General features: G+C 65.8%; 25 protein-coding genes. 18 read left to right on the top strand and 7 right to left on the bottom strand.

Translation table 11 applies throughout. The features are described 5' to 3' along the window. Nucleotides 1-29: 29 nt before the first annotated feature. The 9 genes from rimP to ACX1NL_RS07425 all read left to right on the top strand — a co-directional run bounded on the left by rimP (nucleotide 30) and on the right by ACX1NL_RS07425 (nucleotide 9,361). Nucleotides 30-581: a ribosome maturation factor RimP gene (rimP, locus tag ACX1NL_RS07465; protein WP_181888631.1), complete on the top strand. Its 552-nt coding sequence runs from the start codon at nucleotides 30-32 to the stop codon at nucleotides 579-581. Next, the gene (nusA, locus tag ACX1NL_RS07460) at nucleotides 578-1,597 is read left to right on the top strand and encodes a transcription termination factor NusA (RefSeq protein WP_181888630.1); all 1,020 of its coding nucleotides are present in this window, start codon (nucleotides 578-580) and stop codon (nucleotides 1,595-1,597) included. Before rimP ends, nusA begins: the two co-directional genes overlap by 4 nt. Nucleotides 1,598-1,729: 132 nt before the next feature. Continuing rightward, nucleotides 1,730-2,062, top strand: coding sequence for a YlxR family protein (locus tag ACX1NL_RS07455; RefSeq protein WP_181888629.1), 333 nt, complete (start codon nucleotides 1,730-1,732; stop codon nucleotides 2,060-2,062). A gap of 105 nt (nucleotides 2,063-2,167) precedes the next feature. Beyond that, nucleotides 2,168-5,029, top strand: coding sequence for a translation initiation factor IF-2 (gene infB / locus ACX1NL_RS07450; protein ID WP_458897774.1), 2,862 nt, complete (start codon nucleotides 2,168-2,170; stop codon nucleotides 5,027-5,029). Nucleotides 5,030-5,146: 117 nt separating this feature from the next. Further along, nucleotides 5,147-5,587, top strand: coding sequence for a 30S ribosome-binding factor RbfA (gene rbfA, locus ACX1NL_RS07445; RefSeq protein WP_181888627.1), 441 nt, complete (start codon nucleotides 5,147-5,149; stop codon nucleotides 5,585-5,587). Further along, nucleotides 5,580-6,572 (top strand): DHH family phosphoesterase, encoded by a 993-nt coding sequence (locus tag ACX1NL_RS07440; protein WP_448237923.1) that lies wholly within the window; start codon nucleotides 5,580-5,582, stop codon nucleotides 6,570-6,572. Before rbfA ends, ACX1NL_RS07440 begins: the two co-directional genes overlap by 8 nt. After that, nucleotides 6,565-7,902, top strand: coding sequence for an MATE family efflux transporter (locus ACX1NL_RS07435; protein WP_458897773.1), 1,338 nt, complete (start codon nucleotides 6,565-6,567; stop codon nucleotides 7,900-7,902). The genes ACX1NL_RS07440 and ACX1NL_RS07435 overlap by 8 nt, the downstream gene beginning before the upstream one ends. Continuing rightward, on the top strand, nucleotides 7,899-8,699 hold the full coding sequence (locus ACX1NL_RS07430; RefSeq protein ID WP_301613726.1) for a metallophosphoesterase family protein: 801 nt from the start codon (nucleotides 7,899-7,901) through the stop codon (nucleotides 8,697-8,699). Before ACX1NL_RS07435 ends, ACX1NL_RS07430 begins: the two co-directional genes overlap by 4 nt. Next, nucleotides 8,699-9,361, top strand: a complete 663-nt coding sequence (locus ACX1NL_RS07425) for a 4'-phosphopantetheinyl transferase family protein (protein ID WP_458898924.1) — start codon at nucleotides 8,699-8,701, stop codon at nucleotides 9,359-9,361. The genes ACX1NL_RS07430 and ACX1NL_RS07425 overlap by 1 nt, the downstream gene beginning before the upstream one ends. 41 nt (nucleotides 9,362-9,402) lie before the next feature. Here ACX1NL_RS07425 and truB read toward each other — a convergent pair whose 3' ends face one another. Beyond that, nucleotides 9,403-10,296, bottom strand: a complete 894-nt coding sequence (gene truB / locus ACX1NL_RS07420) for a tRNA pseudouridine(55) synthase TruB (protein ID WP_458897772.1) — start codon at nucleotides 10,294-10,296, stop codon at nucleotides 9,403-9,405. A gap of 31 nt (nucleotides 10,297-10,327) precedes the next feature. Between truB and ACX1NL_RS07415 the strand changes: the two genes are divergently transcribed. The 4 genes from ACX1NL_RS07415 to ACX1NL_RS07400 all read left to right on the top strand — a co-directional run bounded on the left by ACX1NL_RS07415 (nucleotide 10,328) and on the right by ACX1NL_RS07400 (nucleotide 15,050). Further along, entirely contained in the window at nucleotides 10,328-11,299 is a 972-nt protein-coding gene (locus ACX1NL_RS07415) for a bifunctional riboflavin kinase/FAD synthetase (RefSeq protein ID WP_458897771.1), read from the top strand. After that, a complete protein-coding gene (locus ACX1NL_RS07410) occupies nucleotides 11,300-12,250 on the top strand; it encodes a nucleoside hydrolase (RefSeq protein WP_239356882.1) in 951 nt (316 codons plus the stop codon). A 103-nt stretch (nucleotides 12,251-12,353) separates the two neighbouring features. Beyond that, on the top strand, nucleotides 12,354-12,623 hold the full coding sequence (gene rpsO, locus ACX1NL_RS07405; protein ID WP_070474158.1) for a 30S ribosomal protein S15: 270 nt from the start codon (nucleotides 12,354-12,356) through the stop codon (nucleotides 12,621-12,623). Nucleotides 12,624-12,761: 138 nt separating this feature from the next. Further along, nucleotides 12,762-15,050: a polyribonucleotide nucleotidyltransferase gene (locus tag ACX1NL_RS07400; RefSeq protein WP_239306775.1), complete on the top strand. Its 2,289-nt coding sequence runs from the start codon at nucleotides 12,762-12,764 to the stop codon at nucleotides 15,048-15,050. Between the two features lie 75 nt (nucleotides 15,051-15,125). Here ACX1NL_RS07400 and ACX1NL_RS07395 read toward each other — a convergent pair whose 3' ends face one another. Both ACX1NL_RS07395 and ACX1NL_RS07390 read right to left on the bottom strand, forming a co-directional pair. Further along, on the bottom strand, nucleotides 15,126-16,709 hold the full coding sequence (locus tag ACX1NL_RS07395) for a succinic semialdehyde dehydrogenase (protein ID WP_458897770.1): 1,584 nt from the start codon (nucleotides 16,707-16,709) through the stop codon (nucleotides 15,126-15,128). Between the two features lie 102 nt (nucleotides 16,710-16,811). Further along, nucleotides 16,812-17,885, bottom strand: coding sequence for an oxygenase MpaB family protein (locus ACX1NL_RS07390; RefSeq protein ID WP_458897769.1), 1,074 nt, complete (start codon nucleotides 17,883-17,885; stop codon nucleotides 16,812-16,814). 242 nt (nucleotides 17,886-18,127) lie between these two features. Here ACX1NL_RS07390 and ACX1NL_RS07385 point away from each other — a divergent pair, with 242 nt between their 5' ends. Together ACX1NL_RS07385 and ACX1NL_RS07380 are read left to right on the top strand one after the other, a co-directional pair. Further along, nucleotides 18,128-18,709 (top strand): DUF6230 family protein, encoded by a 582-nt coding sequence (locus ACX1NL_RS07385; RefSeq protein WP_181888617.1) that lies wholly within the window; start codon nucleotides 18,128-18,130, stop codon nucleotides 18,707-18,709. After that, a complete protein-coding gene (locus ACX1NL_RS07380; protein WP_458897768.1) occupies nucleotides 18,693-20,084 on the top strand; it encodes a DUF6114 domain-containing protein in 1,392 nt (463 codons plus the stop codon). Before ACX1NL_RS07385 ends, ACX1NL_RS07380 begins: the two co-directional genes overlap by 17 nt. A gap of 62 nt (nucleotides 20,085-20,146) precedes the next feature. Here ACX1NL_RS07380 and ACX1NL_RS07375 read toward each other — a convergent pair whose 3' ends face one another. The 4 genes from ACX1NL_RS07375 to ACX1NL_RS07360 form a co-directional block, all read right to left on the bottom strand. Next, on the bottom strand, nucleotides 20,147-21,040 hold the full coding sequence (locus ACX1NL_RS07375) for an oxygenase MpaB family protein (protein WP_269952826.1): 894 nt from the start codon (nucleotides 21,038-21,040) through the stop codon (nucleotides 20,147-20,149). A 33-nt stretch (nucleotides 21,041-21,073) separates the two neighbouring features. Next, complete coding sequence (locus ACX1NL_RS07370; protein WP_311389847.1) at nucleotides 21,074-21,850, bottom strand: NAD(P)-binding protein; 777 nt, start codon at nucleotides 21,848-21,850, stop codon at nucleotides 21,074-21,076. Nucleotides 21,851-21,958: 108 nt separating this feature from the next. Continuing rightward, entirely contained in the window at nucleotides 21,959-22,219 is a 261-nt protein-coding gene (locus ACX1NL_RS07365) for a hypothetical protein (protein WP_458897767.1), read from the bottom strand. Between the two features lie 9 nt (nucleotides 22,220-22,228). Continuing rightward, nucleotides 22,229-22,933 (bottom strand): AMIN-like domain-containing (lipo)protein, encoded by a 705-nt coding sequence (locus tag ACX1NL_RS07360; RefSeq protein WP_458897766.1) that lies wholly within the window; start codon nucleotides 22,931-22,933, stop codon nucleotides 22,229-22,231. A 56-nt stretch (nucleotides 22,934-22,989) separates the two neighbouring features. On the opposite strand from ACX1NL_RS07360, the gene dapB reads away from it, so the two are divergent. The 3 genes from dapB to dapA are packed head-to-tail and all read left to right on the top strand — an operon-like array spanning nucleotide 22,990 to nucleotide 25,311. Further along, entirely contained in the window at nucleotides 22,990-23,733 is a 744-nt protein-coding gene (gene dapB, locus ACX1NL_RS07355) for a 4-hydroxy-tetrahydrodipicolinate reductase (RefSeq protein WP_239356873.1), read from the top strand. Then, nucleotides 23,734-24,366: an FAD-dependent thymidylate synthase gene (locus tag ACX1NL_RS07350; protein ID WP_458897765.1), complete on the top strand. Its 633-nt coding sequence runs from the start codon at nucleotides 23,734-23,736 to the stop codon at nucleotides 24,364-24,366. A 36-nt stretch (nucleotides 24,367-24,402) separates the two neighbouring features. Further along, the gene (dapA, locus tag ACX1NL_RS07345; protein ID WP_458897764.1) at nucleotides 24,403-25,311 is read left to right on the top strand and encodes a 4-hydroxy-tetrahydrodipicolinate synthase; all 909 of its coding nucleotides are present in this window, start codon (nucleotides 24,403-24,405) and stop codon (nucleotides 25,309-25,311) included. The last annotated feature ends 1 nt before the right edge of the window (nucleotide 25,312 follow it).

Raw genomic sequence — 25,312 nt, 5'->3', positions numbered from 1 at the left:
GCTGCACGTTACACGCTAGGTTGGTCGGCATGGCTTTTCCCACGAACGAGGTAATCGAGCGCATGGTTGAACCGGTTGCGCGCACCTACGGCATGGACATTGAGAAGATCCGCACGGTCAAGGCGGGCAAGAAGTCGCAGGTGGTCATCGCTCTGGATTCGGACGAGCATCCGACACTCGATGACCTCGAGGAGGTGTCCAAGGAGCTCTCTACGCTTTTCGACGACGCCGAGGAACGTGGTGAGGTCAGCTTCGGCGCGGGCTACACCCTGGAGCTGACCACCCCGGGCGTGGACCTGCCGTTGACCGAGGCGCGGCACTTCCGCCGCAACCGTGGACGCAAGGTCAAGGTGGGCGGGGAGCAGTGGCGCGTGGGCCCGCTCGACGCGGAGGAGAACAAGGTGGCGCTGGTGCGTGCGACGAAAAAGGGGGAGGAGGTTCGCGTTTCGCCAGTTTCTGAATTGTCGGGAGCAGTGGTAGAAATTGAGTTCAATGCCCCGCCGGCAGCCGAGATGGAGCTGGCGGATCGGGCGTTTGAAGATCTTGATGCCGCTGCAACGGTGAGGAAGGAAAACAAGTGAATATTGACTTGAACGCGCTGAAGGCGATCGAGGAACAGCAGGGGATCGCCATGGAGGATTTGCTGGCGACCATCGCGAATGCGCTGCTGTTTTCCTACCGCGAGTTCAAGGAGGGGGACGCCGGTGCCAAGGGGGATGACGGCACCAAGGCGCGCGTCGACATCGACACTGAAACCGGCGACGTCGCCGTCATCGTCAGCGAGCTGGACGGCGAGGGGGAGGTCGTCTCCGAGTACGACGACACTCCGGTGAACTTTTCCCGCATCGGCTCCGTCGCTGTGCGCGACGCCATCAAGGGCCGTCTGCGCCAGGCGGAAGCCGGCCGCGTCTACGACGAGTACTCCGGGTTCGAGGGCCAGGTGGTCTCGGGCATCGTGCAGCGTGACGCGCAGGCGGAGGCCCGCGGCCTGAACATCGTCCAGCTGGGCACCGAGGCGGACCCGCAGGACGGCATCCTGCTGCCGGCGGAGAAGATCCCGGGCGAAAAGCTCAAGCACGGCGACCGCATCAAGGCGTACGTCGTGGGCGTGAACAAGGGCGACAAGCGCGTGCAGGTGAACCTGTCGCGCACCCACCCGGAGCTGGTGCGCGGCTTGTTCGCGCTCGAAGTGCCGGAGGTCGCAGACGGCTCCGTGGAAATCGTCGGTATCGCCCGCGAGGCTGGCCACCGCTCCAAGGTGGCGGTGCGCGCCACCGTCAAGGGCGTCAACGCCAAGGGCGCCTGCATCGGCCCGCGCGGCGCGCGCGTCACCAACATCATGTCCGAACTCGGAGGCGAGAAGATCGACATCATCGACTGGGACGAGGACCCCGCCAAGTACGTGGGCAACTCCCTGGCCCCGTCGAAGGTGGTTTCCGTCGAGGTGCTGGACCTTGAGGCGCAGGCGGCCCGCGTGACTGTGCCGGATTACCAGCTGTCGCTGGCCATCGGCAAGGAAGGCCAGAATGCCCGGCTCGCGGCTCGTCTGACGGGCTGGAAGATCGACATCCGCTCCGACGCTGACGCGGCCGAGTAAATAACACCGCTGTAACCAGGAAACCCGCTGGAAATATAGATCCAGCGGGTTTTGGCGTACAGTGTTATACGGCTTTTGTGTCCGCACGTTCAGGTGCGGCGACGATAAAACGCGAGAAAGGACGGGACGCGGATGGGTGTTGCCCGCAAGCAGCCGATCCGCACCCGAACCTGCATCGCCACCCGCACCGCGCAGCCCGATACCCAGCTGCTGCGGGTCGTCGCCGATCCGGACGTGCCAGGGCGGGTGCTCGCAGACCCGGGCAGGAAACTTCCTGGCCGGGGAGCGTGGATCACGCCCTCGTTGGACGCGGTCGAGCTGGCGGAACAACGCCGTGCCTTCGGGCGGGCGCTCCGTCTGTCCACTGCGGTGGACCTAGGTCATGTACGTACGTACCTTGCGTCGTCGCAAAGCAACTGCGACGAAGTAAAAGACCCAGACGAAAAAGGAAAGACTGAACACTGATGAGTACGCAACCATGAAGCAGCATCAGCGATGAATGTCACTGACCACGTCTAGGGGCAAGTAGCCGGAAGGGCACTGCTCCTAGCAACAACGAAGAGGAGATACGTGTCCGGAAAGCTACGCGTTCACGAGTTGGCCAAACAGCTCGGCGTAACAAGTAAGGAACTGCTCGCCACGCTCAAGGAGCAGGGTGAGTTTGTGAAGACGGCGTCGTCGACAATCGAGCCGCCCGTCGTGAAGAAGATGAAGGCGCACTACGCCAAGCAGGCCGGCGGCGATGATGCTGCCGACACGAAGAAGGCTGAGTCTGCGCCGAAGAAGCCGCCGCTGAAGAAGCCGGGCCAGAACCGCGCGAAGGCTGCGGCGCCGAAGCCTGCCTCCCCGAAGCCGGCGGGCGAGAAGCCAGCCAAGCCGGCGGAGAGCAAGCCGGCTACGGCGAAGCCGGTTCCGGGCGCCCCGAAGCCGGGCGCAGCGAAGCCAGCGGGCGGCGAGCCGGCACCGAAGCCGGGCGCAGCAAAGCCCGGTGCGCCGAAGCCGGGTGCCGCGAAGCCCGGTGCGCCGAAGCCGGGTGCCGCGAAGCCTGGTGCGCCGAAGCCGGGCGCAGCAAAGCCCGGTGCCGCGAAGCCCGGTGCCGCGAAGCCTGGCGCGCCGAAGCCGGCCGCGAAGGGCGGCGCTCCGACGCCGGGCGCGATGCCGCGTCCGGTGCCGAAGCCGGGCCGTCCGCGTGTGGCAAACAACCCGTTCTCTTCCAACACCGGCGGTGGCCAGCGTCCGCCGCGTCCGGGTGGCGGGCGTTCGGGTGGCGGCCGTCCCGGCCAGGGTGGTCCGCGTCCCGGCGGCGCTCGTCAGGGTGGCGGCTCTCGTCCGTCCCCGGCTGATATGCCGGCAGGTCCGTCCCCGACACAGATGCCGTCCAAGGCGGCCGCTCCAGGCGGTCGCGGCCGTGGTGGCGGCGGTGGCCGTGGCCGTGGTGGCGGACCGGGCGGTCCCCGCTTCGGCGGACCGGGCGGCGGCGGTTTCCGCGGTCGCGGCGGACGCCGCGGCGGCACCGCTGGTGCATTTGGCCGTCCCGGTGGTGCACCGGGCAAGCGCCGCAAGTCCAAGGGCCAGAAGAGGGCCGAGTACGAGGAGATGCACAAGCCGAACGTCATCGGTGGCGTTCGTCTGCCTGACGGCGGCGGCAAGACCGTCCGCCTGCGTCAGGGTGCGACCCTGTCTGACTTGGCGGAGAAGATCAACACCGATGCGTCTTCGCTCGTGCAGGCGCTGTTTAACCTCGGCGAGATGGTGACGGCGACGCAGTCCGTGTCCGAGGACACGCTGCAGCTGCTCGGCGCCGAGATCAACTACGAGGTGCAGATCGTCTCGCCGGAGGACGAGGACCGCGAGCTGCTCGAGTCCTTCGACCTGCAGTTCGGCGAGGACGAAGGCGGCGAAGAGGCGCTGGAGCAGCGCCCGCCAGTGGTCTCCGTCATGGGCCACGTCGACCACGGTAAGACCCGTCTTTTGGACTCGATCCGCAACGCCAATGTGGGCCGCGGCGAGGCCGGCGGTATTACCCAGGGCATCGGCGCGTACCAGACCGAGGTCACCCTCGAGGACCAGCCGCGCAAGATCACGTTCCTGGACACCCCGGGCCACGAGGCGTTCACCGCCATGCGTGCCCGCGGTGCGAAGTCCACCGACCTGGCCATTTTGGTCGTGGCGGCGGATGACGGCGTGATGCCGCAGACCGTCGAGGCGATCAACCACGCCAAGGCGGCCGAGCTGCCGATCGTGGTCGCCGTGAACAAGGTGGATAAGCCGGAGGCGCAGCCGGACAAGATCCGTGGCCAGCTCACCGAGTACGGCCTCGTGCCGGAGGAGTACGGCGGCGACACCATGTTCATCGACATCTCCGCGAAGCAGGGCACCGGCATCGACGACCTGCTGGAGGCCGTCCTGCTCACCGCCGACGCGGCGCTCGAGCTGACGGCGAACCCGGACATGGACGCCCAGGGTGTGGCCATCGAGTCCCACCTGGACCGCGGACGCGGCCCGGTGTCCACCGTCATCGTGCAGCGCGGCACGCTGCGCGTCGGCGACTCCATCGTCGTCGGCGGCAACTTCGGCCGCGTGCGCCGCATGGTCGACGAGTGGGGCAACGACGTCGAAGAGGCGGGCCCGTCCCGCCCGGTGCAGGTCCAGGGCCTCAACGGTGTCCCGGGCCCGGGCGACAACCTGCTCGTGGTGGACGACGACCGCGTGGCGCGCCAGATTGCGGCGCAGCGCGACGCCCGCCACCGTGCGGCGATCCAGGCGCGCAGCAAGAAGCGCGTCTCCCTGGAGAACCTGGATCAGGCGCTCAAGGAGACGAGCCAGCTCAACCTCATCCTCAAGGGCGACAACGCCGGTTCGGTGGAGGCCCTGGAAGAGGCGCTGCTCAAGATCGAGATCGACGACGAGGTCGAGGTCAACATCATCGACCGCGGCGTCGGCGCCGTGACCCAGACCAACGTCTCCCTCGCGGCGGCGTCGGACGCTGTCATCATCGGCTTCAACGTCCGCGCCGACGGCAAGGCCACCGAGGAGGCCAACGCCGAGGGCGTGGAGATTCGCTACTACTCGGTGATCTACCAGGCCATCGAGGACGTGGAGAACGCGCTCAAGGGCATGCTCAAGCCCATCTACGAGGAGCGCGATCTGGGCGAGGCGGAGATCCGCCAGATCTTCAAGGCCTCCTCTGTCGGCCTCATCGCCGGCTGCATGGTTACCGAGGGCAAGGTCAAGCGCGGCGCGAAGCTGCGCCTGGTCCGCGACGGCAACGTCATCACCCCGGACGCGACCATCGAGTCGCTGCGCCGCGAGAAGGACGACGCCAACGAGGTGGCGAAGGGCTACGAGTGCGGCATGGTGCTGTCCTACCCGGACATCCAGGTGGGCGACATCATCCAGACCTACGAGATGGTCGAGGTGCCGCGCGACTAGCACTGCCGCGTGACAACCGTCGCAAAGCAATTGCTTTACGACGCCAACCCCCGCTCCGCGCGAACCCGCGCAGGGCGGGGGTTACACTATTGAAAGTTTCGGACAAAGGAGTTGAGCATGGCTGACAACCCACGCGCGCAGCGCCTGGCAAAGCAGATTCAGACGATCGTCGCTTCCGCCATCGAGCGAGAGGTGAAAGATCCCCGCTTGGAGCTGGTCACCGTCACCGACACCCGCGTCACCGGCGACCTGCATGATGCAACCGTGTACTACACCGTGCGCGGACGCGACATCAACGACGAGCCCGACTACGACCAGGCGGCAGAGGCGCTGCACCGCGCCCGCGGGCAGATCCGCAAGATCGTGGGCGACCAGCTCAGCGTGCGCTTCACCCCGACGATCGCCTTTGAGCGCGACACTGTGCCTGAGTCGTCCGCCCACATGGAGGAGCTGCTGAACCGCGCCCGCGCCCGCGACGAGGAGCTGGCGAAGCTGCGCGCGAACGCGAAGCCGGCGGGTGAGAGCGACCCCTACAAGCGCACAGGTGACGATGTCTAAGCAGGCACCGGTATACATTCCGGAGGCGGCGGCGCAGTTTGAGGCCGCCGCCTCCCGTGTGCGCGCAGCCGAGAAGATCTCGGTGGTCGCGCATATCAAGCCGGACGCGGACGCGATCGGCTCCGCGTGCGCGCTGGCGTTCGGGCTGGAGAAGCTGGGCAAGGACGTGCAGGTCTACATCGGCCAGCCTCTGCCGCACTCGGCGAACATGCGCACCATCCCGGGCGTGGACCGCATCCACTATGCGGCACCGCTGCCTGACGACGGGCTCGTGGTCACCGTGGACTGCGCCTCCGCCGACCGCACCGGCTCACTCATGCCGGCGATTTTGGAGGACCCCTCGCGGGTCATCGTGATCGACCACCACAACACCAACCCCGGCTTCGGCGGGATGAACCTGATTGTGGAGAGCGAATCCACCACTGTGATGGTCCGCGAGCTGCTGGGCTGCCTCGGCGTGGACTTGGACCCGGACATCGCCTACTGCCTGTACGCCGGCCTAGTCACGGACACGGGCAGCTTCCGCTGGGGCACACCGCGCATGCACGTATTCGCCGCCGAGCTGATGGAGTACGGGCTGAACACCCGCCAGATTGCCCTCGACCTGATGGACACGATGGGCCCTGTGGACTTGCAGCTGATGGGCGAGGTGCTGGCCAAGACCCAGATCGTGCCCACGAAGGGTCTGTCGGTGGCGGTGCTGACGATTCCCGTCGGCATCCACTCGCGCATGAGCCAGACGGCGGTGGAGTCGATCATCGACTACTCCCGCTCGCTGGAAGGCACCGATGTCGGCGTTGTGCTCAAGGAGCAGGCGCCGAAATACTGGGCGATGTCGCTGCGCTCGGTGGTGGTGGATGTCTCCGCCGTCGCGCAACAGCTGGGCGGCGGCGGCCACTGGGCTGCCGCCGGCTACTCCGCCACCGGTACCCGCAAAGAGGTCATTCGCCAGCTTCTCGACGCGTTCCCGGAGCCCGATGACTAACTCGCAACCAGCAACACAACGTTCAATGGGCCGCGAGATCCTCATGCTCGCCCTGCCCGCGCTCGGTGTCCTGGCCGCCAATCCGCTGTACCTGCTGTTGGATACCGCGGTGGTGGGCCGGCTGGGCACCGCCGAGCTCGCGGCACTTGCGGCGGGTGCGGCGATTCAGTCCACGGTGACCACCCAGCTGACGTTTTTGTCCTACGGCACCACTGCGCGCAGCTCGCGCTTCTTCGGCGCCGGCCAGCGAGACAAGGCTGTGGCGGAGGGGGTGCAGGCCACGTGGGTTGCTTTAGGCGTCGGCACGCTGCTGGCGCTCATTGTGGGGCTGTTCGCGCAGCCTCTCGCCCAAGCGCTCGCCAGCGACTACGACACGAGTGTGCGGGCGGCCCAGTGGATGCGCGTGGCCGTTTTTGCGGTGCCGATGACACTGATGATCATGGCCGGAAACGGCTGGATGCGCGGCGTGCAAAACACGAAACTGCCGTTTTATCTGACGCTGTGCGGGCTGATCCCCGGCGCGATTTTGCTGCCGATCCTGGTGGGGCGCTACGGGCTGATCGGCTCGGCGGTCTCCAACGTGATCGGCATGGGGATCACCGCAACGCTGTTCGTGGCCGTGCTGGTGCGCGAGAACGGCAGGTACGGCGGTAGCTGGGCGCCGCGTTGGGGCGTGATCAAACGCCAGCTCGTGCTGGGCCGGGACCTGATTTTGCGCTCGCTGTCGTTCCAGGTCTCGCTCCTCGCGGCCGCGTCGGTGGCAGGCCGGATCGGGGTGGTGGCGCTGGCGGCGCACCAGCTCATGCTGCAGCTGTGGAATTTCCTCACGCTCGTGTTGGATTCGTTGGCGATTGCGGCGCAGACACTGACCGGTTCCGCGCTGGGCCGCGGGGGAGCGAAGGAGGCCCGCGCCGTGGGGGTGCAGTCGCTGAAGTACTCCATGATCTTCGCGGTGGCGCTGTCCGCCGTGTTCGCGGTGTTCGCTGTGCCGATTCAGACTCTGTTTACGTCGGACCCGGAGGTCGTCGACACGCTGCGGGTTCCCTGGTTCCTGCTCATCGGGATGATCTTGGTCGGCGGGGCGGTCTTCGCCCTCGACGGCGTGCTGCTCGGCGCCGCCGACGCAGCGTTTCTGCGCAACCTCACACTGTTTTCGCTGTTGGGGGTGGCGCTGCCGTTCATCCTGGCCTCCGGGGCGTTCGGCTGGGGGCTTACCGGCATCTGGGTCGGGCAGCTGGGCCAGGTTGTGGCGCGGTTGATTGGCGTGGCGTGGAGATTCCGCTCAATGCGGTGGGCCGTGTCTGGCGTGGATGGTAAGAATGAGGAATGACCACCACGCTCTGGGCCGTAAGCGACCTGCATGCGGCGGTGAAGCGCAACGGCCCGAAAATCGATGCCATCCAGCCGGCCGACCCGTCGGACTGGCTCATTGTCGCGGGTGACGTAGCCGAGCGCCCGGAGCTGATCGTCCAGGTGATGGAAGATCTTGCCAACCGCTTCGACACGGTGGTGTGGGTGCCGGGCAACCACGAGCTGTTCTGCCGTTCCGCGGACAGGCACCGCGGGCGCGAGAAGTACACGATGCTGGTGCAGGCCATGCGCTCGATCGGCGTGATCACCCCGGAGGACCGCTACCCGGTCTTCGGCGGAGTGACCGTCTGCCCGCTGTTCACCCTCTACGACTACTCGTTCCGCGCCCGCGACCTGACCGTGGAGGAGGCCCTCGCCGCGGCCCACGAGAACAACGTGGTGATGACCGACGAGGTCGCCATCGCCCCCTTTGTGGACATCCGCGCCTGGTGCTGGGACCGCCTAGCCTACACCACCAAACGGCTGTCCCGCATCAATGGCCCGACGATCCTGATCAACCACTGGCCCTTGGTGCAGGAACCGGTGCAGCGCATGCAGTGGTCTGACATTGCCCTGTGGTGCGGCACTCGGCACACGCGAACCTGGGCCCAGCGCTACAACGCGCAAGCCGTCGTGTACGGTCACCTGCACATGCCGGGGGTGACAACTGTCGACGGAATCGAGCACATCGAAGCGTCTCTCGGCTATCCGCGCGAATGGGAGCGTCACCCGTCCGCGCAGCCGTTCCCGTACCCGGTCATGGAGGTTGAGCAGTGATGCAAGACGTTGCGCTGTTCCCTGCCGAGGCACGCTGCGTGTTCTACCTGACCGACGACGCATCCGACGCCGTGGACCTGACCCGCTACGAGCACCTGCACCCCGACGAGCGCAACGAGGTCAGCGCCGCCGTGGACCTGCGCAAAGGCGAGTTCGGCGACGCCCGCTGGTGCGCCCACCAGGCGCTGCGCGAACTCGGCGTGGAATCGGCCGGCGCCATCCTGCGGGGGGAGCGGGGCATGCCGCTGTGGCCGGAGGGTTTCACCGGCTCGCTCACGCATACCGACGGGCTGCGCGCCGCCGTGGCTGCGTCCACCCGGCACGTGCACTCCATGGGCTTGGACGCGGAACCCGCCGAGCCGCTCCCGGAGGGGGTGCTGCACTCCATCGCCAGCGCAACCGAAATCGCGATGGTGCAGCGGCTGCAGGCCGACGGCTACCCGTGGGCGGACCGCCTCCTGTTTTGCGCGAAGGAAGCCACCTACAAGTGCTGGTACCCGATGACCCGGCGCTGGCTGGACTTTGACGAAGCCGAAATCGAGCTGCGCACCGACGGGACGTTCACCTCCCAGCTGTTGGCCCGCCCCGCCCCGGTGCCGCTGTTCGAGGGCCGCTGGGTCGAGCGCTGCGGCTACGTGGTCACGGCCACCTACGTGCGGTAGCGCGGGCGCGGCGACGGCGACCGCAGCGCAACCAACACCGTCTACAACGTCGACGGGCGCGCCACGAACACCGTTGCCAGCCGCTTGCCTTTCTCCTTCACCAGCGCTACCGCGCGCCCGTCCGGGCCCACCGCCGCGTGGACGCCTTCCAGCCCGCGCGGCTCCAGCCATTTGCCCATGGCCAGGGCGTCGTATTCCTCGGCAGTCACGTCGAGCACCGGCCACGCCCGCGTCAAGACCTCGTCCAGGCTCAGGGACAGCTCGGCGGAGTCCTCGAGCTGCTCGAGGGTGCGTGCGTCGGTGAGGGAGAAGGAGCCGACGCGTGAGCGTCGTAAGGCAATCAAATGCCCCCCGACGCCTAAGGCGGCGCCGAGGTCGCGCCCGAGTGAGCGGATGTAGGTGCCGGAGGAGCAGTGCACGCGCGCGTCAACGTCCACGAACTCGCCGTCGCGGCGGATCTTGCCCAACTCAAACGTGTGGATGGTTACCTCGCGGGCGGGGATGTCCACCTCCTCGCCGGCGCGCACCAGCTCGTGCGCGCGCCGCCCGCCGATCTTGATCGCGGACACCTTCGACGGCACCTGCATGATCGTGCCGGTCAGCTTCGCCACCTCGGCGCGGATCGCCGCATCGGTCACCCCAGAGGCATCATGCTTGTCGACGATCTCGCCCTCGGCATCATCCGTCGTCGTCGAGGCGCCCAGGCGGATGGTGGTTTCGTACACCTTGTCCTCCGCCACAAGATGGGCCAGCAGCTTTGTGCCGCGCTCGATGCCCGCCACCAGCACGCCGGTTGCCATGGGGTCGAGCGTGCCCGCGTGGCCGACCTTGCGAGTGCCGAAAAAGCGGCGCAGGCGTGCGACAACGTCGTGGCTGGTCATGCCGGCGGGCTTGTCCACGACGACGATTCCGGAGGTTGCGAGGGGATCGTTCATGCTTCCGAAGTATGCCGTACGCTAAGTCCCCGTGGATATTCTGCGCGGGCTTGCGAGCGTGCCGGATTCCTTCGCGGAAACCGGCACGGTGGTCACTATCGGTGTGTTCGATGGGGTGCACCGCGGCCATCAGCTGCTCATTTCCAAAGCGGTGAGCACCGCTCGTGAGCTCGGCGTGCCGTGCGTGGTGATGACCTTCGACCCGCACCCCGTGACCATTTTCGCCCCGGAACGCGCGCCGCGGGCGCTGATGTCTCTCGACGAGCGCGCCCGCCACATCGCCGAACTCGGCGTGGACGCCCTGCTGGTCATCGACTTCCGCGAAGAACTCGCTGGCCTGACGCCCGCGGAGTACATGGACGACGTGCTGGTTTCCGCCCTGGGTGCGAAGCACGTGCTGGTGGGGGAGAACTTCACCTTCGGCCGCGACGCCGCCGGCACCGCGACCGACATGGCGCAGCTGGGGGAGCAGGCGGGCGTGGACGTGACCATCGTCAAGCTGCTGGGCGAGGGCGAGGTGCGGATTTGCTCCACCGCCATCCGCGACCACCTCTCCGGCGGCGACGTCGCCTTGGCCACCGACTTTATGGGCCGGCCGTTTTCCGTCATCGCGCCGATTGAGCGCGGTGCGGGCCGCGGCGGCAAGGAGCTGGGCTACCCGACGGCGAACCAGTACGCCTCCGACACCTCGGCGGTGCCCGCGGACGGCGTGTATGCGGGGTGGCTGACCATCATCGACGACGGCGAGATCGAAGGCGACATGCAACCCGGCGTGCGCTACCCGGCGGCCATTTCCGTGGGCACCAACCCCACGTTCGGGGATGCGCGGCGCAGCGTGGAGTCCTTCGTGCTGGACCGCGACGCGGACCTGTACGGCCGGATGGCGCGTGTGGAGTTCGTGGGCAAAGTGCGCGACATGGTGAAGTTCAACTCGGTGGACGAGTTGCTGGATAACATGGCCCATGACGTGGAAACGACCCGCGAGATCTTAGGAGTGGCGTAAATGGCCCGAAAGCTCATTCTGGACGTGGACACCGGCATCGACGACGCGTTGGCTATCGCGTACGCGCTTGCCTCGCCGGAGTTGGACCTCATCGGGGTGACGTGCACGTACGGCAATGTCGAAGTTGATCAGGCGGTGCGAAACTCGCTGGCCATCCTGGAACTGTTCGGTAGGACGGACGTTCCGGTGTTCGCCGGGCCGCAGCGCGACGGCTTCGAGGTCATGGAGATTTCCCAGTTCATCCACGGAGTCAACGGCATCGGGGAGGCGAAGCTTTACGACGCCTCACGTGCCGCCGAGCAGCAATCCGCCGTCGATTTCATGGTGCAGTCTGTGCACCGGTACGGCGACGACCTGGTTATCGTGCCCGTCGGGCCGCTCACGACGGTGGCTGCCGCGGCTGAGGCCGACGAAACCTTCGCCTCGCGCGCGCACATTGTGTGCATGGGCGGCGCGCTGACAGTGCCGGGCAACGTCACCCCGTGCGCGGAGGCGAACATCAACCAGGACCCGGAGGCGGCCGACTTTGTGTTCCGCCAGGGCGAGGACATCACCATGATCGGCCTGGATGTCACCCTGCAAACGTTGCTGACCACGGTGGAGACCAAGCAGTGGGGAGATCTGGGCACTGCCGGGGGAGACTTCCTCGCCACGGCTACTAACTACTACATCAAGGCGTACGAGACCACGGCACCGCACCTCGGCGGATGCGGTCTCCACGACCCGCTGGCTGTCGCGGTGGCCGCGGATCCTTCCCTGGTGGACACGCTGGCGATCAATTTGAAGGTGGACACGGATGGCGAGACGCGCGGGCGCACCATCGGCGACGAGACGTGCCTGAACGACCCGGTGAAGTCTGCCCGCGTGGCCGTGGGGGTGGACGTGGATCGCTTCTTGGAGGAGTTCATGCGCAGGTTGACCGGTTTGGCCCGCGAGACCCCGGTCGTGTAACCTCTCCCAAGGTCTTGCGCCAATCGACTGTGGTTCGCGGCAGTTGCGGCGCAGTGAAGACTTTTTCCGTAGAACGCGAACTGAAACAACCAAGGAGTACCTCATGGCGCTGTCCACTGAGAAGAAGGCTGAGATCCTCAAGGCTTACGGCTTGCACGAGACCGACACCGGTTCCCCGGAGGCTCAGGTTGCGCTGCTGACCGAGCGCATCAACAACCTGACCGAGCACCTCAAGGACCACCAGCACGACCACCACTCCCGTCGTGGCCTGCTGCTGCTCGTCGGCCGTCGTCGCGGTCTGCTGAAGTACCTGCGCGAGAACAACGTCGAGCGCTACCGCGACTTGATCGGTCGTCTGGGTCTGCGCCGCTAAGCGTCGCTAAGCTTCAGCTCAAAAGAACGCCTCACCAGCATAGTGGGGCGTTTTTTGTTATCATCATTGGCCGTTGCATGAGAAACACGACAAGGCGGCACCGATGATCGCCACAAACCTTCAAGGAGAGGGATCCTTTTGAGCAACTTCAAGCCAAAGAATGCTTTCGATGTCCACGTGGACGAGGAATTTGGCATCACCGAGGCAGTAGCCACCCTGGACAACGGCGACTTCGGTTCGCGCACCATCCGCTTTGAAACCGGCCAGCTGGCGCGCCAGGCGGACGGCTCCGTGACCACCTACCTCGACGACGAGACGATGATGCTGGCCACCACGACCGCATCCAACCAGCCGCGCGAGGGCTTCGACTTCTTCCCGCTGACCGTGGACGTGGAAGAGCGCATGTATGCGGCCGGCAAGATCCCGGGCTCCTTCTTCCGCCGCGAGGGCCGCCCCTCCACGCAGGCGATCCTGGCGTGCCGCCTGATCGACCGCCCGCTGCGCCCGACCTTTGTCAAGGGCCTGCGCAATGAGGTGCAGGTGGTCATCACCGTGCTTTCGCAGCACCCGGAGGAGTACTACGACGTCGTGGCAATCAACGGCGCGTCCGCTGCGACCCAGCTGTCGGGCCTGCCGGTCTCCGGCCCGGTCGGCGGCGTGCGCATGGCGCTGCTGGCGGACGACAAGCACCCGGAGGGCCAGTGGGTGGCCTTCCCGAACCACGAGCAGCACGAGCGCTGCCTGTTCGAGATGGTTGTCGCCGGCCGCATGGTCGAGCGCAAGCGCGGCCGCAAGACCGAGGAAGACGTCGCCATCATGATGGTGGAGGCCGGCGCCGGCGTGAACGTGGTCAAGCAAATCGAGGCCGGCTACCCGGCACCGACCGAGTCCACCGTCGCCGAGGGCATCGAGGCCGCCAAGCCGTTCATTGAGACGCTGTGCCGCGCCCAGCGCGGCCTGGCCGAGGAGATGGCCAAGGAGACCAAGGAGTTCCAGCTCTTCCCGGCGTACTCCGACAAGGTCTTCAACGCCGTGGAGAAGAAGGCGTCCAAGAAGCTGGCCAAGCTTTTGACCATCAAGGGCAAGGCCGAGCGCGACGAGGCCACCAACGAATACATGGAAGACATCGAGGACAGCCTTCTCGACGACTTCGACATCGACGACGATGACCGCGAGGAGCACGCGGCAGCGTCGAAGGAGATCCGCGCGGCCTACAACGCGCTGATGAAGCAGATCGTGCGCGAGAAGATCCTCACCGAGGGCTTCCGCATCGACGGCCGCGGCGTGACCGACATCCGCGACCTTGAGGTCGAGGTCCAGCTCATCCCGCGCGCCCACGGCTCCGCACTGTTCGAGCGCGGCGAGACTCAGATTCTCGGCGTGACCACCCTGGACATGCTGAAGATGGAGCAGCACCTGGATTCTTTGCACCCGGAGGATTCCAAGCGCTACATCCACCACTACAACTTCCCGCCGTACTCCACCGGCGAGACCGGCCGCGTCGGTTCCCCGAAGCGCCGCGAGATTGGCCACGGTGCCCTCGCCGAGCGCGCGCTTTTGCCGGTGATCCCGTCGCGCGAGGACTTCCCGTACACCATCCGCCAGGTTTCCGAGGCGCTGGGTTCCAACGGCTCGACTTCCATGGGTTCGGTGTGCGCCTCCACGCTGTCGCTGTACAACGCGGGCGTGCCGCTGGCCGCCCCGGTGGCTGGCATCGCCATGGGCCTGGTCTCCGGCGAGGTCAACGGCGAGACCGAGTACGTCGCGCTGACCGACATCCTGGGCGCGGAGGACGCGTTCGGCGACATGGACTTCAAGGTCGCCGGCACCCGCGAGTTCATCACTGCGCTGCAGCTGGACACCAAGCTCGACGGCATCCCGTCGAAGGTGCTGGCTGACGCGCTGAACCAGGCGCACGACGCCCGCGACGCCATCCTGGACACCATGGCCGAGGTCATCGAGGGCCCGGACGAGATGAGCGGGCTCGCCCCGAAGATCACCACCGTCAAGGTTCCCGTGGCCAAGATCGGCGAGGTCATCGGCCCGAAGGGCAAGACCATCAACCAGATCACCGAGGACACCGGCGCGGAGATCTCCATCGAGGACGACGGCACGGTGTTCGTCTCCGCCGCTTCCGGCGAGGCAGCGGACGCCGCGATTGAGAAGATCAACGCGATTGCCAATCCGCAGATGCCGAAGGTGGGCGAGCGCTACCTGGGCACCGTGGTCAAGACCGTGGCGTTCGGCGCGTTCGTGTCCATCATGCCGGGCACCGACGGCCTGATTCACATCTCCAACCTGGGCGGTAACACCCGCGTGGAAAACGTCGAGGACGTCATCAACGTCGGCGACAAGGTCGAGGTGGAGATCCGCGACATCGACAACCGCGGCAAGATCTCGTTGGTTCCGGTCGAGGACGGCGAGTAAACCGGCAGGTAATCGTCGAAAAGCGGGCGCTCTCGTGGTGAGGGCGCCCGCTTTCTTGCTTCTCGACGTTTCACGTCACGGCAAGAACCGCAACTTCTTGCCCAGATCCAGCGCAGTGGTCATGAGCTCGCCGTAGTACTTGCGCGGCAGCTGCTTCGGGCCGCGCATCGGCATGATCCGCTGCTGGGAGATGTTTTTGACCTCGGTGTATTTGGTCAAGCCCTCGGGCCCGTGGCGGCGGGCGACACCCGACTCCTTCACGCCGCCGAGCGGGGTGGACACGGATGCCCAGGTGGCCGCGTAGCCGTCGTTGATGGTCACGCCGCCGGCCTGCACCTGCTCAGCGATCTCCCAGGCTGTGTCGGGAGCGCCGAAAACGGAGGCGTTGAGGCCGTAGCTGGTGTTGTTGGTTAGGCGGATCGCCTCGTCGGTGTCCGCCACCCGCTGGACGTAGACGACGGGGCCGAAGACCTCCTGGGTGAGCAGGTCGGCGCCTTCGGGCACGTCTGTTAGCACCGTCGGTTCGAAGAAGAACGGCCCAAGGTCCGGTCGGGGTGTGCCGCCGGTGACGACGGTCGCGCCCTTGGCCACGGCGTCATCGACGAACCGTTGCACGGTCTCCAACTGGTTCTGGTTGATCAGCGAGCCCATCTGGTAGTTCCAGTTCAAGCCCGAACCCAGTTTGATGCGTTTGGTGGCCTCGCGGAACGCGCCGATGAAGCGGTCGAAGACCTCGTCGGGCACGTAGATGCGCTCGATGGAGACGCACAACTGGCCGGAGTTGGAGAAGCAGGCGGTGGCGATGGTGTCGATGTGGGCTTCGATGTCCGCATCTGGCGCGATGATCATCGGGTTCTTGCCGCCGAGCTCCGCGGAGTAGCCCACGAGGCGTTCGCCGACAACCTTGCCCAAAAGCTTGCCGGTGGCGGTGGAGCCGGTGAACATGAGGTAGTCGCACTGCTGGGCGATTGCCTGGCCCACCTCGCGGCCGGTGCCTGTGACGATCTGGAACACGTCGTGCGGAAGGCCGGCGTTGAGTAGGAGGTTCAGCGAGATGATGTTGGAAAACGGGGTGTTCAGGTCCGGCTTGGCAATCACGGCATTGCCCGCGACGAGCGCCGCGAGCGCATCTGAGATGCCGAGCGCGAGCGGGTAATTCCACGGGCTGATCTGCCCGACGATACCCTTCGGCACCCGCTGCTCGACGGTTTTTGTGATGAGGGGAAATGCGCCCGCTCGCGCCTTCATCTCCAGCTCATCGGCGGCGATGTTGGCGTAGTAGCGGGCGTTGTTCATCACGTCCAGCACTTCGTCGTACGCCGCGGTGCGGTCCTTGCCGGTTTCAAGCTGGACGATGTCCGCGAGAAGCTCACGGTTTTCTTTGACTAGGTCGTGGAAGCGTTCCAGCAAAGCGGCGCGGTACTTCACCGGCTTTGCGGCCCACAACGGCTGCGCGCGGCGAGCAAGCTTGAATGCCTCGTCCACGTCGGCGGCGGTGCCGACACCGACCCAGCCAAGCTCCCCGTCGAAGAACGGGGAGGTGACCGACTTACGCTCGCCTGTGTACAGGGAGCCGGTCGTCGCGTTGGTGGTGAACTTCTGCAGCCGGTCGAGGAAGTCCGCGGGGAGCGGTTGTTCTTTCAGGCGGGTGATAGCCATGAGGTCTCCGTAACAATGGTTGAACGAGAAGAACACCCCAGCACCGGAGGCACCTGCGAAGTGGAGGGACAGGGCCTGGGGTCCTGGGGCGGATGAGAACGGTTAGAAGGGGCAACCGGCGGCGCGGCGACCGTCTGCGTCGCCGTCCTGAGCGCCGGTCTTGGGTTCGTCCTTGGGCGCGGTGTCCGCGTCGTTGTCGCCCTGGCCGTGGTACGCGTCGGCAAGCTTCGGTTCCTTGTACTTGCCTTCGATCATCCCTGCCTTGATCATCATGGAGCGACCCGGCTCCATGTAGCGCTTGTCTTCCGGCAGGATGGTGAACAGCTTCTTCACCGCCTTGGCGATGCGGTCGAACCGGCGCTGGTCTTTCTTGGTCCATGGCAGGTCCAGGATCTCGCGCTGTCTATCGCTCAGCGTGCCGTAGGTCAGCCAGATGACGCTGTTCATGAGTGGCTTCCAAATGACCTTCCACACAGCCTCAGGCACGCCGTCCGGAGCCTTGACCGGCTCCACGCGGGCGGTGCGCAAGGCGAAGTCGACCGTTTCGTTGCGCTCGAGGACCTTTTCCTCCATCTCCTCGAAGTACTTGATGTAGCCGTCGAGAGTGTCGATCACCGGGCGCTCGGACATGCCGTACATGTCCCACCACGTCACGCCCTCCTGGATGATCTGCTCCTTCTCCGCGCGGGTGAAGGGGGTGCCGAAGAGCTCCTGCGCCCAAATGACGCGCCAGACGAAGGTGGCGTGCGCCCACCAGTACACGTCCGGGTTCAGCGAGTGGTAACGCTCGCCGTTGCGGAGCTTGCCCTTGATGGTGTGGTGGTAATCGCGGATCATCTTGGCGCGGGTGCCGTCATCGTAGATGGAGTAAATAATCTGCGGGGTGGAGCGCTCAAGGCGTGCGAAGGGCTCTTCGAAGAACTTGGAGTGATCCAGCAGCGACTGGCCGATTGCTGGGTGCATGTTCTGCAACACGCCGGTGTAGCCGCGCAGGAGCTGCAGGCGCTGGTCCGAGCCCCACTTCCACAGCAAGGAATCCGGGCCGAGCGGCGCTCGCTTCAGTTCCCGCTTTGCGCGCTCCGGCTTTTCCAGATTGTCCGGCTGCGCGAAGCGGGTGTCCTCTACGGATTCGTTCGTGCGGGCGTCTGCTCCATCAGGTGCAAGTGCGTGAGACATCAGCGATCTTCCTTTTCTCTGGGTGCTGCTAGGGACAAGTTCGCGTGTGTTTGTGAAGTGTAATACATGCAAATAGTCACTGCGAAGTGGGTCACGGGTAACGATCAAAAAGGGGTGGCGCGTATGTGTTAAACCCCTTACAAGCGATGTGCTACGGTGTTCCAGATCATAAATGCTTACCGTGATGGCAGCCGTCGGCAGACCGGCGGTTTGGCGTCCGGCCACGGACGGAAGGAAACGCCATGGGAAGGATCAACAAGGCGAAAGCTGGTGCAGCTCTTCTCGCTGGGCTCATCGGCTTTGGTGCCACCGGCGTTGCTGTTGCGCAGGGCGGACTGACCGCGAACCTCGCATTGTCGGGAACGTTTTTCAAAATCAGTATGACCCACCTTGATGGGGAAGGGCTGAGCATTTTTACCGACGGCGAGCAGATGGCCAACGAGTCGCTCCCCGTTGCGCGCCTCAAATTTGAACATGCGTACGCGTCTAACCTGTGCCTCTCCGCTGCCCTGCCCGACGTTCCGGTGGTGGGCGAGAGCACGTTTACGCTGAAGGCCCTCGGCGACAACAGTGTCGAGGTCCGCGACCTTGTGGTGGGTGCTACCGATATCAAGGGCGCACTCGACCTCACGGATGCCTCGGTAGGCGCCGATGCGAATCAGTTCAACTCCATGGCGCCGCAGGGAACATGGGGTCTGCACGCAAATAAGGTCACGCTGAGTGCGGATGACATTCGCGCCACCTCCGTCGGTGCGAAGAAGCTCATCGCCTCCGGCGTGGTGGTCGACGTAGCGCGGGGAATGGCCGATGGCTGCACGAGCTAACACCGAACCGGAGGACGACGACTTCTTCTTCGACGACGGCGACTCCGAAGACGCGCAGCAAAGCGCTGCCGACGAGGAGAAGAAGGGGCGGGGAGCGAAGCGCCGCGACGGTGGGCACCGTGCCGAGCAAACTCCCGCACGAGAACGGTTCAAAGCATGGCGGAAACAGCGGCCGTTTCTTCCGGGCCTGCTGGTAATTCTCTCTGGCGTAGTGATGCTCGCACCGGCCTACTTCACTATCCGCGTGTCCGACTTGCTGGTGATGATTGCAACCATCTCGGGCGTATCCACGTTGCTCATCGGTGTCGCGCTGATCATGTTCGGTATCGGTATGTGGCTGCAGCCATTTGCTGCGCCCTATCTGGGTGTGATGAGCATTTTGGTGGCCATTGTCGCGCTGCCAACGTCGAATATAGGCGGGTTCCTCGTCGGCTCTCTGCTTGGCATTGTTGGCGGAGCCCTCGGTCTCGCCTGGGAGGACCGGGATGCGAAACCTGGTGGCAAGCACACCCGAAGTGGAAAGCGGGAGCAGGCGCCGCCGGCAGCGGACGAAGGTGAAGCTCCCCGCCGCGGAGGATCCACCAAGATCGACCTGTCTTTGTTGCGCAACGCCAAATCCGTCGCTGTCGTGCTTGCGGCTGCGGGACTGCTTGCGGTGAATCTGGGAGAAGAGCCCGCGGTCAACGCCCAAGAGTCGGCGCCGCAGCAGCCGCAAATCCCGGCGCTGCCGCCGTTGCCTCCCGCGCCTGAATTGCCTCAGCTGCCAAGCTTGCCCAACCCGCTGGATATTCAGGTGCCGCCGGCACCGCAGCTGCCCTCGGCGCAAGCACCCCAACCCGAGGAGTCGCGGGATCTACTGACGTACCCGGAACTCGAGCCGACGCGAACGATCGCGCCGCAGAACCTCAGCACCGTGACCGCAGACAATGTGGCGATCACCGGCAACGTGCGAGCCACGATGGGCATGGTCACAATCGGCGACGTGCCGACGCGGACGCTGATCCTGACAGGGGACAAGCTCACCGCGCGCAACCTCTCGCTGGAAGTGCCAGGTTTCGCAGCCCGCGGAATCCTCACCACCGGCCAAGTTGAGACACAGGTTTCCGACGGGCCCGTGACCGTCGTTGCCACCGGGCTGACCGCAACCCCTGTCGTAGCAGGAGTGCCCACGGTCCCGGTGACAGTAGACCTCCGCGGCTCCCTCGGCGACGTACTCGCTCAGTTGGGTGTGCCGGATGCCCGCCCGGTACCAAACGTTCCCGTGCCGAATTTTGTGATGGACCGAATCGCCCTCGGCAACGTGTCCATGCAGATGGTCAGCCTCGACGGGCTGCACCTGCATGCGCCCGCGGTGCAGCTGAAGGTTCCGAAGTAGACAGAGAAAAGAAAAAGCACGGGGCCGTCGGCACGCACCGACGGCCCCGTGCTTCGCGCCTTTTATCTGGTCTCCGCCTCGGCGCGCTCGAAGGCGCGGGAGGCGATCGCCACCATGCGCGCCTTGCGCGGCAGCACCGAGAACACGGCGCGCGTGGCACGGGAGAAGACGTTGAGCTTGCGCTGGTCGGACTTGGTCCACTCAAGGCCGAGGGAGTTGCGGACCTTCTCCGGAAGCAAGCCGATGGACACCCACAGCAGAAGCTTTGACGCGTACGGCGCGATCGGCTTCCACGCCCAGCGGGGCACCGACGGGTCCGGCGGGTCCAGCGTCAGGCCGTTCATGATGCGGGAGCGGTCGATGGTCTCGCTCGGGCCCAGCTTGTCGTACATGGCATCCATGTAGTCGACGTATTCGTCGTAGGACTTCGGGGCGCCCTCCGGCTCGGCCACGCCGTAGTAGCTGTACCAGGTGCGAGACTCCTGGAAGAGCTGCTCGCGCTCGGCATGCGTCATGTCGGGCATGAAGTTGCCGGCCAGGAGATAGGGCATGGCGGTAAAGGTCGCGTGCGCCCAGTAGTAGACCTCCGGGTTCAGCGAGTGGTAGCGCGAGCCGTCCGGGTGGGTGCCCTTGATGTCCTTGTGGAAGTCGCGGATCATCGCGCCGACCTCCGGGCCCTCGTACACCGTGCGGATAATCGGGAACGCGGAGCGGACCAGGCGGGCGACCTCGTTGTCGAACACGTTGGACTGCTGCACAAGCGAGCGGCTGATGTCGCGCTGCGCGATCTGCAGCACGCCGGCGCTCAGGGCCACGAACAGGGAGCGCCAGTCGCCGAAGCGCTGCCACAAAATAGAATCCGGGCCGAGCTCGGGCAGGCCGCTGGCGTCTACTGCGGCACCGTGGGAGTCGAACTCGGCTGGGGTCGTGCTGGCGGAGGGTTTCAAGGTGGTCATCGTGTCTCCTAAAAAGCTATCGTTCGCCGCTGCCTAGCTTGCAGCTTCGCTTCGGGCGCGGCGGGATGCGGCCTGGTAGTTCTCGGCGCGGGTAAATGCGTGGACGTCCGGATCGAATTCGACAAGGGCTGCCTTCAGCCCGCGGACGGTGCCGGGTTGCACGCGCCACTTGTCCGGCTTGACGGTCAGGGCGCCGGGGCCGCGGATCTCCAGCTGGCGCACGTACCTGCGCGCGTAGTCGCCGCGCGCCTCAAAGACGGCCCAGGACTTCTGGTCGAACTTCGGGTCCGGGGTGTGGTAGTCCACGAACAGCGCGTTGGGCAGGCCGACGACGTCCACGCCGTTGTGGAGGTACAGCTCGTCCGCGCTGATGTTTGCCCGGCCCGGGACACCGATCCACGGGGAGGGCTCGTCGGTCGCGCGGATCAGCACGTCGAAAAGCTCGGTGCGTGTCTCGCCGCCGCGGGTGTAGCTGACCTCCCACTGTCCTTCCTCGGCGTTCCATTCGGCGCCCGTGACCTCGGCACCACCGCTGAAGGTCGCGCCGCTCGCATCGACGGCGGCCTCGAGGTGCGCGATGAGCGAGCGTGGGGTGCCGTCCGTCGTTGTGAGCTTCAAGTACGGGGTGCGGAAGTGTTGCCGCCTGGACACGGTGGGTGCGTCCGGGGCGGTCAGGTGGCCGCCGATGTACTCCTGGCGGTCGAACAGCGTGGTGTCGAAGCCGGAAAACGCGCACTCCGCCGCGGCGGTGCAACCAGAGATTCCGGCGCCGACAACCGCCACCGTGGGGCGGCGATAGGGGTCAAACATCACAAAACCTTTCACACAGATTCTCCGGCGCCACTTTTAGGCGTCAGTGTGCTCCCGTTCACTCTAGACGCTTTTTGGGCGCGGCATCGCATAAAAGGCTGGAAATGTTTAGCTACGGAATTCTTCCGGATCGCCACCCCGGCCAGGCTCATCCTCTGGCCGCCCGCCGTGACCGAACAGTTCATTCCGCCTCTTGTAGGCGTACAGCCCGGCTAGGGGTGAAAACCCCATGAGGAAACCCCACCGGCGCTTGGAGTCTTCCTCCATGTCGCTTTCGTAGATCTCCTTTGAGGTGTTGCCCAAGGCAACGATGCCGCCGATGGCGAGCAGTGCCACGAACCCGAGTCCGAGCCAGGAAATCAGACTCATTGTTGCCTCCTACTTCTGAAAGTCCACGACCACGCGGGTCGGGTTCTCCAACAGGTACAGGTTGTACGGGCGCTGGGCATCAAGGCCGACGATGTACTGGGCATCCGCCTCGAAGATTCCGCCGTCGGCGATCTCCTGGATGCCCCCGGCCGCCACGCCGGCGGGGTCAGCCTTGGCCAAGTCGGCGTCGCTCAGGCCCATCGACCACGGCACGCCCTGGATGATCAGCTCGAAGTACGCGTTGCCAGCCGGCACGAGCGGCTGCCCGGAGGCCTGCTGGCGCGGGTCTGCGGTGTAGCCGGCCAACACGTTCGGCGTGCCGGCGCCGGAAAGCTCCACCACGACGCGGTCGACGTCTTCGTGGGAGCCCGCCCGGACGTCTTCGATCTGCAGCTCGGGGTTGCCCGGGTGCTGCAGGTGGGTGTCCTCCAGGGTGAACGGGGAGGCGGACGGGCCGCCCGCCGGGGCCGCCGCCGCGGAGACGTCCTTCGTGTCGGCCTCCTCCGGTTGTTCCGCGGACGTGAACGTGGACACCGGCGTTGCAGAACTCTCGGCGGCGCTCGTCGCCATAGCCGACTCTGAGGTTGGCTCAGACGACGAACCGGTGTCACCCGTTTCAGAGCCGCAGCCCGCAACGGTCAAAGCGGTCACTGCGAGCGCTGCGAAGACGGCTCGGCTGCGGCGGGGGCGGAAGCTGCGGCTGTGGAGAGTCATAAGCCCCACCCTAGCGGGACTACCATGGCCGGCGGAGACAAATAGAAAGGACACCCATGATCAAAGTTGGAGTGCTCGGAGCGGCTGGCAGGGTCGGCTCCGCCGTTGTTGCCGGTGTGGAAAAGGCGGATGACCTGCAGCTCGCCGCAGAGGTAAACAGCGGCGACTCGCTGCAGGTGCTGGTGGACGAAGGCGTGGACGTCATCGTCGACTTCACCACCCCGAACGCGGTGATGGACAACCTGGAGTTCTGCATCAATAACGGCATCCACTGCGTAGTGGGCACCACCGGCTTCGACGACGAGCGCTACCAGAAGGTGCGCGACTGGTGCGCGGCGAACGAGGGGGTGGGCGTGCTCATCGCCCCGAACTTCGCCATCTCCGCCGTGCTCACCATGGCGTTCGCCCGCCAGGCCGCGCCGTTCTTTGAGTCCGCGGAAGTGGTGGAGTTCCACCACCCGAACAAGCTGGACGCGCCTTCCGGCACGGCGGTCAAGACCGCGCAGGGGATCGCGGATGCGCGCAAGGAAGCCGGCCTTTCCGACATGCCGGATGCCACCGAGCAGGCGCTCGACGGCTCGCGCGGCGCGAACGTCGACGGCGTGCCGGTCCACGCGGTGCGCATGCAGGGCATGGTCGCGCACGAGGAGGTCATCTTCGGCACCACCGAGCAGTCCCTGACCATCCGCCAGGATTCCTACGGCCGCGAGTCCTTCGTCCCGGGCGTGCTCACCGGCGTGCGCGAGGTGGCAAACCGCCCGGGCCTGACCATCGGCCTCGACGCCTACCTCGGTCTATAAATGCAGGTTGCACTCATTGCGGCCACTGCACTGCGGACCCCGGTTGCAGAAGGCGTCACGCCAGGCGAGGGGGCGGTCGCGTTCGCCATGCTTAGCGACGAACCTCCGGCCGCCCTCCTCCGCCGCAACGCCGACGACCTTGCCGATTCCCGCGCGCACATGTTGGAACACGCAAGCGCCACGTTGCATATTCGGGGTATCTCGCGCGACGCGGCCGCCGCGGTCCGCGGCCACGGCCTCGCGGTCAGCGAACGCGCGGCGCAGGGCGCGGTGATCCCGGCCGCGATCGCCGCCGACGAGGAGCTCACGCGGCTGTTTGAGGCTGCCGTGGAGGAAGCGGAGTTCGTCCGCGGCGAGCTGTTGCGCGCCCTGGAGGAGGCGATGGCGGACGAGCCGAATGCGCTTGTGCGCCGCAAGCGGGCGCGCGAAGCTGCCGACGCACTCGTGCCCGCCGCGGCCGAAACTGAACTGGTCGCCACCGGCACCTACCGGGCGTGGCGCGAATTCATCGCAGCGCACAACGGCAGGTTCGAGCACGAAGAAATCCGTCAGCTTGCCGGTGCGGTCCTCGATGTCATGCAGCGCGAGGCGCCGCTGCTTTTCGGCGATTTGGCCGAAGGGGAACGTCGATAAGCAATTGCTCGTAAGGGGCAGGTATCCTACTGGGCCATGGGCACATCTCTCAAAGCTGATCTGGGAGCCGACATCTTCGGCTCCGTCTGCGTAGCAATGGTCACGCCGTTTGATTCCGACGGCGAACTCGACGTTGCGGCAGGCCGCGATCTCGCTGCCCACTTGGTAGAACAAGGAATCGACGCACTAGTGCTCGCAGGCACGACGGGCGAATCCCCGACAACCACTGACGAAGAAAAGGTCGCGTTCTTAAAAGCAGTGCGCGAAGAGGTAGGGGGCAAAGCCCGCATCATCGCAGGCGCGGGGTCCAACGACACCCGCCACGCGGTGGCAATGGCGAAAGCGGCCGCTAAGGCCGGCGCTGACGGCCTTCTGGTGGTCACGCCGTACTACTCCAAACCGTCGCAGGCAGGCGTAGAAGCGCACTTCCGCGCAGTTGCGGCAGCGACCGACCTTCCGCTCTGCCTGTACGACATCCCCGGCCGCTCCGGCATCCCGATCGATTCCGACACCATCCGCAGGCTTGCGGAAGTGGACACGATCAAGGCAATGAAGGACGCGAAAGGCGACATGCTCGCAGCGTCCACCCTGATTCAGGAGACCGGGCTGGCGTGGTACTCGGGCGACGACCCGCTGAACCTCCCGTGGCTCGCTGTCGGCGCGACCGGAATGATCTCTGTGGTTGGGCATGCCGCACCGAAGGCGCTGCGTGAATTAGTGACTGCATACGAGAATGGCGATCTCGCCCGCGCACGGGAAATCAACGCCAACACACTCAACGTGCTCGCGCGCCAACAGGGAGCGCTGGGCGGCGTGACATTTGCAAAGGCAGCTCTGCGACTGCAGGGCATCGAAGTAGGAGACCCGCGCCTGCCCGTCGCTGCAGCGACAAACGAACAGGTCGAGCGGCTCCGCGAAGAAATGACACAGGCTGGAGTCCTATAAA

The sequence above is a fragment of the Corynebacterium sp. CQ3829_602738 genome (assembly GCF_054478435.1).
Note: the sequence above shows the minus strand (reverse complement) of the source record. Positions and strands in the feature narration are given on the sequence as shown.